The organism is Thermoflexus sp. (assembly GCF_042408365.1).
Taxonomy (GTDB): domain Bacteria; phylum Chloroflexota; class Anaerolineae; order Thermoflexales; family Thermoflexaceae; genus Thermoflexus.
Window position 1 is genome coordinate 1 of the sequence record NZ_JBHOQJ010000141.1, and the last position, 5,123, is coordinate 5,123.

A 5,123-nucleotide genomic window follows, 5' to 3' on the forward strand; every position below is an offset into this window, starting at 1 on the left:
CGCCAAAGGCGCCCGGTCGCCCCCAACATATTTTTTCATCCCCCTCCCCACGGCCCCTCGAGCCGTGGGGAGGGATCAAGGGGGGTGGGGCCATCCGCTTCCCTCACCGCACATCCCCAAAACAAAAAATGTGGAGGAGGCACCACACACATTGGAGGCCGCTCGAACTGTGCAACTCTCAAAATGTTACAGGGCCTCCGGGATTTCGTCCCGGCGCCGGGCGTCGGGAGGAGCTTCCATCCATCGTCGCAGGCTCTCCAAGCCTTCCTCGAAGAACAATGTTACCAGCCCAATGAGCACGCCTGCGATGCCTCCTATGGCGACGTTCAGTCGGGTTTGAGGGCGAAATCGAACATAGGTGGGCTCATCCACCAGCAGGGCGTCGATTCGATCTTCCCGCCGCAGCCGCTCGTTCTCTCTCTGCCGCCATTCTGCGAACTGCTGCGCCCATCGCTTGGCGATGCGCTTGGCAAGCTCCCCATCGGTCGCGCGCACCTCGAGGCGGATGACCATACTGCGCTCGTCCAGCGAAAGCGACAGGTTCCGACGCAATTGCTCCGGCGCCATCGCTAGGCCCAGCTCCTGGATCACCCGGCGCGCGGAGGGCTGGCTCGGATCGTCGCCCCCATAGACGCTGGAGAGGATCTGAAGGTAGCTGTTTAAGAGGGTTTTGGCGGCCTGGCTCTGGCCGAAATCCGGCCGCGCCGGCTGCACTGCGATCGTCGCCACCGCCCGATAAACCGGCGTCTGCAACCGGCTGTACACAAAGGCGAGGCCGGCAGCGACCACCGGGAACACGACCAGCGCCCAGCCCCGCCGCCGGAGGAGATAGATATAGTGCTGGATCAACAGCCATTGTTCGGTGGCCCGCCTGGCACCCAACTCCAACCATCCGATCCCCAGCGCCAGGGCGCCGCCCAACACCAGCCCCAGCACCAGGCCCGCCACGACGTTGAACGTGGTTTGAGGGCGAAACCAGCTGGCGACCGGCTGATCGACCAGCAGAGCATCGATTTGATCCTCCTGGCGCAACTTCTGGTTCTCCGTCCGACGCCATTCGATAAACAACTCCGCCCACGTCCGCGCGATCTGTTGGGCAACCTGGGGATCGGAGGATCGGATCTCCAGCTTAATCAGGAGGCTGCGCTCATCCGCCGAGAAAATCGCGTTCCGCCGTAATTGTTCCGGCGTCATGTCCAGCTGCAATGCTTGGATCACCCGGCTGGCCGATGGTTGATGGAGATCCCCTCCTCCATATGCGCTGGACATGATCTGCACGTAGCTGCTCAAGAGGGTTTTGGCGGCCTGGCTCTGGCCGAAATCCGGCCGCGCCGGCTGCACCGCGATCGTCGCCACCGCCCGATAAACCGGCGTCTGCAACCGGCTGTACACAAAGGCGCTCAGAGCCGTTGCGACGGCCAGGATCGGGATCAACCATCCCCATCGCCGTAGAATCTGCGTAAGATCCCAGAAGCTCATGGAGCCCTTTGTCCTCTTCAAGTGCTTCGTCCACAGCCCTCAGAAATTACTTACCTCGCGGGATCTCCCCCAGCACACGGAAGCCCAGGCGCTCCACATCTTTTCGATCCCAAATTCGAGGATCCATGAAGTAGGCGATAAAGGTCAGGGTGACGCCAACCAGGAGCCCCAGGATCGCCCGGAAGGGTCCCTCCAGCCGGGACCGAAGGGGAGGCGCTACAGGGGATGCCACGGGCACATCCAACGGCGTCAGGGCCGCCAAGCCCTCCCCCGCCTGTGGCCAGACTTGGCCGACCTCCCGACGTACCACCTCGGCTGCCGCCCGGGCGATCGCCTCCGCTGTCTCAGGATCCGAAGCGGTGATATAAAGCACCAGGAGAGAACGTTGGTAATCGGAGGCCAGCGCCCCCTGGATCATAGGGGCGGGGAGATTGAGGCCACCGGCCTGAAGCTCCGCCGCAACCCGTTCCGCGAAGTCCCGGCTGCGTATCCACGCGGAGACGGCCGCGGCCAGGTATTCGCTGGACAACCAGCGATAATACCCCTCATAGTCGTAATCCCTATAAGACCCGGATCGAATCCCCACCGCAAAGCGGATGGAGGCCTGATAGACAGGCACCGAAGGACGGGCCGTCCCGGCCGCCAGGATCCCCAGGGCCGTCGGGATCAGCGCCAGCCATCCCCACCGTTTCAAAATCCGCAACAACTCCTCAAAGGTCATTTCACAACGCCTCGCATTGCCTTTCCGGATCTATGAAAGCGCAACCGCCCAACGCTCCAGAAGCACCCGCTCCACATCTTGATGCTGGCGAACGGCCTCCCACGCTTGCTCGGCCATCCTCTCTATTTTTTCCTGGAATATCCGCTTGTCAAACTGTTCCGCGTGGCGCCGGATCACGGATGGGTCAAAGCGTATGTCTTCAAAACGACGCACCGCCTCCGCTAAACTCTCCGGCACAGGCTCCCGGAAGAACACCCCTGTGATCCCTTCGATTACGGTATCCAAGGCCCCGCCAGCGGCGAAGGCGATCACCGGACGCCCGGCCGCCATCGCCTCCACCGGCGCGATCCCGAAATCCTCCGCCCCTGGGAAAACAAAAGCCCGGCATCGAGCATATAGATCGGGAAGCTGCTCCGCCGGGATCCGTCCGAGGAATCGGATCGTCGGCCCGGCCATCCGCTCCAGGCGTTTTCGATCGCGGCCATCCCCCACGATGACCAGAGGCAGCTTCAACCGGTTGAATGCTTCAATAGCCAGATCGATTCGCTTATAGGGGATCAACCGGGAAACGATCAGGAAATAATCCTCCGTCCGGGAGGCGGGTTGAAAGCGCTCCACATCCACCGGTGGGTGGAGGATGATAGATGGGCGTCGATAGAATTTTCGGATGCGATAAGCAACTTCCCTGGAGATGGCAATGAAGGCGTCCACCCGATCCGCCGCTATTCGGTCCCAGATCCGCAGGACAGCGATCAACGGCCGGAGCAGACGGCGGGCCGGGCCGGGCAATTCCTCCCGAGCGATGTATTCCTCATACGCCCAAACGTAACGAGTCGGCGTAAGACAATAACAGAGATGCGCTGTGGACGTCCCGGTGATCACCCCGTGGCAGAACCCGCTTTTGTTGGAAATGACCACATCATATCCAGAAAGGTTGAGGCCATCGAAAGCCAGGGGATACAAGGGAAGATAAAGCTGGTGATATCGATGGATGAAAGGCATGGTATCCAGCCAGGTGGTATGGATCTTCCAATTCCGATAGTGAGCAGGCATTCGATCCCGGGCATAGATGCTGGTGTAAACAGGAGCGCCTGGGAACGTTTCCACCAGCGTCTCCAGCACCGCCTCCGCGCCACCGATCTGATTGAGCCAGTCATGGACCAAGGCGACTCGCATAGCTCCTTGCGCTTGCCAAAGCGAATGCATCCGAGGGGATAGCGACCGACCCGCAGTCATGAAGAGCGAACTGGGGCGAAGGATCGACGATGGATCGGACAGGGGCCATGCGCCCGGAGAGCCTGGCGATGGGCGGGCGTGCCGTAGCCTTTATGTCCCGCGAAGCCGTATCCCGGATAGAGACGATCCATCTCCACCATCCATCGGTCCCGCGTGACTTTGGCCACAATGGATGCCGCTGCAACGGAGAGACATCGGGCATCAGCCCGGACGATGACCCGCTGGGGAAGGGGGACCGCTAAGGTCAGGGCATCGATGATCAACGCGTCGGGGGTCACCGCAAGGGCCTTCAAGGCCCGCTCCATCGCCAAGCGAGTCGCCGGGACGATCCCGATCGCGTCGATCTCCTCCGGGCCCGCCATCCCCACCCCAACGGCCACCGCGACCCGCAGGATCTCCGGGAAAAGCGCCTCCCGCTCCGCAGGGCTCATGGTTTTGGAATCGCGCACCCCCGCCAAGTGCTGACGCAACCATCCCGGATCCGGCGGGAGGATCACTGCTGCCGCCACCACCGGGCCCGCCCACGCCCCCCGCCCCGCTTCATCGAGGCCAGCCACGCTCCGATACCCCCGCCGCCAGAGGGCTGCTTCCTCAACGAGCGTCGGCCGAGGAAGGCGAGACAGATTGCGCCTCCCCATAGTATCCCTTCCACGCGTTCCAGCGGATCATCAAGAGCTCACGGAACATGTTCAAGCTATCCCGGAACAGGCGGACGCGGCTTTCCGGGTTGAAATACCAGGTCACTGGAACCTCCACAATTCGATAGCGGCGCATCCGGGCGATGAAAAGCACCTCCACATCGAAGCTCATGCCATCCAAGCGTTGGACTCGAAAGAGGTCCTCAGCGACCTCCGCGCGAAACATCTTGAAGCCACATTGGGTATCCTGGAACCCGGGGACCGCCAGGGCGCGGACGATCGCGTTGAAGAGACGGCCGATCACATGGCGATAAAGGGGTTCCCCAATCCGCCGCGCCCCCGCCACCTCACGGCTCCCGATGGCCACGTCGAAACCCTCCAGTTGAGGTGGGAGGAACTTCACCACTTCCTCAATGGGCGTGGAGAGATCCGCATCACAAATGTAGCGGTAACGGCCACGAGCGGCCAGCATCCCCAGGCGGACTGCAAGACCCTTCCCCCGACGGGGGGTCTGGATCAGCCGGACATACGGATGGTCCCGCGCGAATGCCTCCACGATATCGGCCGTTCGATCCGTGCTGCCGTTCTCGACAACAATCACCTCAGCAGGCTGACGCCACCCCTGCAGGAAGCGATCGATCTGCCCTAACGTCTGGGGGAGCCGACGTTCCTCGTTATGGGCTGGGATGATGATGGAGAGAAAGGGATCGTCCATCCATTCCTCATGGCAAAGGAATTTCGCTGTGAACCACGGACAGTCAGCATACCATAGGAGAATCCCGGAGACAAGAGGGACCCCGGGGGATCCAGGCTGTTCAAAGTTCTAACAAAGACAGCATAACAGTGAAGAAAGGGATGGTCCCTCCCCTCCCTTCTCCCCGCGGCCCTTCGGGCCGCGGGGAGAAGGGAGAAAAATTTTGGCTCATGTCGGCTTTAAGGTGAAATGGGTACCGGCGATGCCCTCCAGGAGCCAGCGGTCCCCTACGGTCAAAGATCCACTTCGCAACCCGAAACTTCTTATTAGGAGCGCTCAAAAATGGCAGAGAAAG

Annotated in this window: 5 protein-coding genes; all 5 read right to left on the bottom strand. The window is 61.6% G+C overall.

The features are described 5' to 3' along the window. Positions 1-186: 186 nt before the first annotated feature. The 5 genes from ACFMO5_RS06490 to ACFMO5_RS06510 are packed head-to-tail and all read right to left on the bottom strand — an operon-like array spanning position 187 to position 4,789. Positions 187-1,479, bottom strand: a complete 1,293-nt coding sequence (locus ACFMO5_RS06490; protein ID WP_376791943.1) for a YveK family protein — start codon at positions 1,477-1,479, stop codon at positions 187-189. Between the two features lie 46 nt (positions 1,480-1,525). Continuing rightward, on the bottom strand, positions 1,526-2,200 hold the full coding sequence (locus ACFMO5_RS06495; RefSeq protein ID WP_376791944.1) for a YveK family protein: 675 nt from the start codon (positions 2,198-2,200) through the stop codon (positions 1,526-1,528). A 30-nt stretch (positions 2,201-2,230) separates the two neighbouring features. Continuing rightward, complete coding sequence (locus tag ACFMO5_RS06500; protein WP_376791945.1) at positions 2,231-3,376, bottom strand: glycosyltransferase; 1,146 nt, start codon at positions 3,374-3,376, stop codon at positions 2,231-2,233. A 56-nt stretch (positions 3,377-3,432) separates the two neighbouring features. After that, on the bottom strand, positions 3,433-4,074 hold the full coding sequence (locus ACFMO5_RS06505; RefSeq protein ID WP_376791946.1) for a ribonuclease HII: 642 nt from the start codon (positions 4,072-4,074) through the stop codon (positions 3,433-3,435). Further along, a complete protein-coding gene (locus tag ACFMO5_RS06510) occupies positions 4,028-4,789 on the bottom strand; it encodes a dolichyl-phosphate beta-glucosyltransferase (RefSeq protein ID WP_376791947.1) in 762 nt (253 codons plus the stop codon). Before ACFMO5_RS06510 ends, ACFMO5_RS06505 begins: the two co-directional genes overlap by 47 nt. Positions 4,790-5,123: the final 334 nt, after the last annotated feature.

Bases quoted from the DNA above. Each gene is read 5' to 3' on its own strand.
- ACFMO5_RS06495 (WP_376791944.1), bottom strand. From the start codon at position 2,200: ATGACCTTTGAGGAGTTGTTGCGGATTTTGAAACGGTGGGGATGGCTG.
- ACFMO5_RS06500 (WP_376791945.1), bottom strand. From the start codon at position 3,376: ATGCGAGTCGCCTTGGTCCATGACTGGCTCAATCAGATCGGTGGCGCG.
- ACFMO5_RS06505 (WP_376791946.1), bottom strand. From the start codon at position 4,074: ATGGGGAGGCGCAATCTGTCTCGCCTTCCTCGGCCGACGCTCGTTGAG.
- ACFMO5_RS06510 (WP_376791947.1), bottom strand. From the start codon at position 4,789: ATGGACGATCCCTTTCTCTCCATCATCATCCCAGCCCATAACGAGGAA.
- ACFMO5_RS06490 (WP_376791943.1), bottom strand. From the start codon at position 1,479: ATGAGCTTCTGGGATCTTACGCAGATTCTACGGCGATGGGGATGGTTG.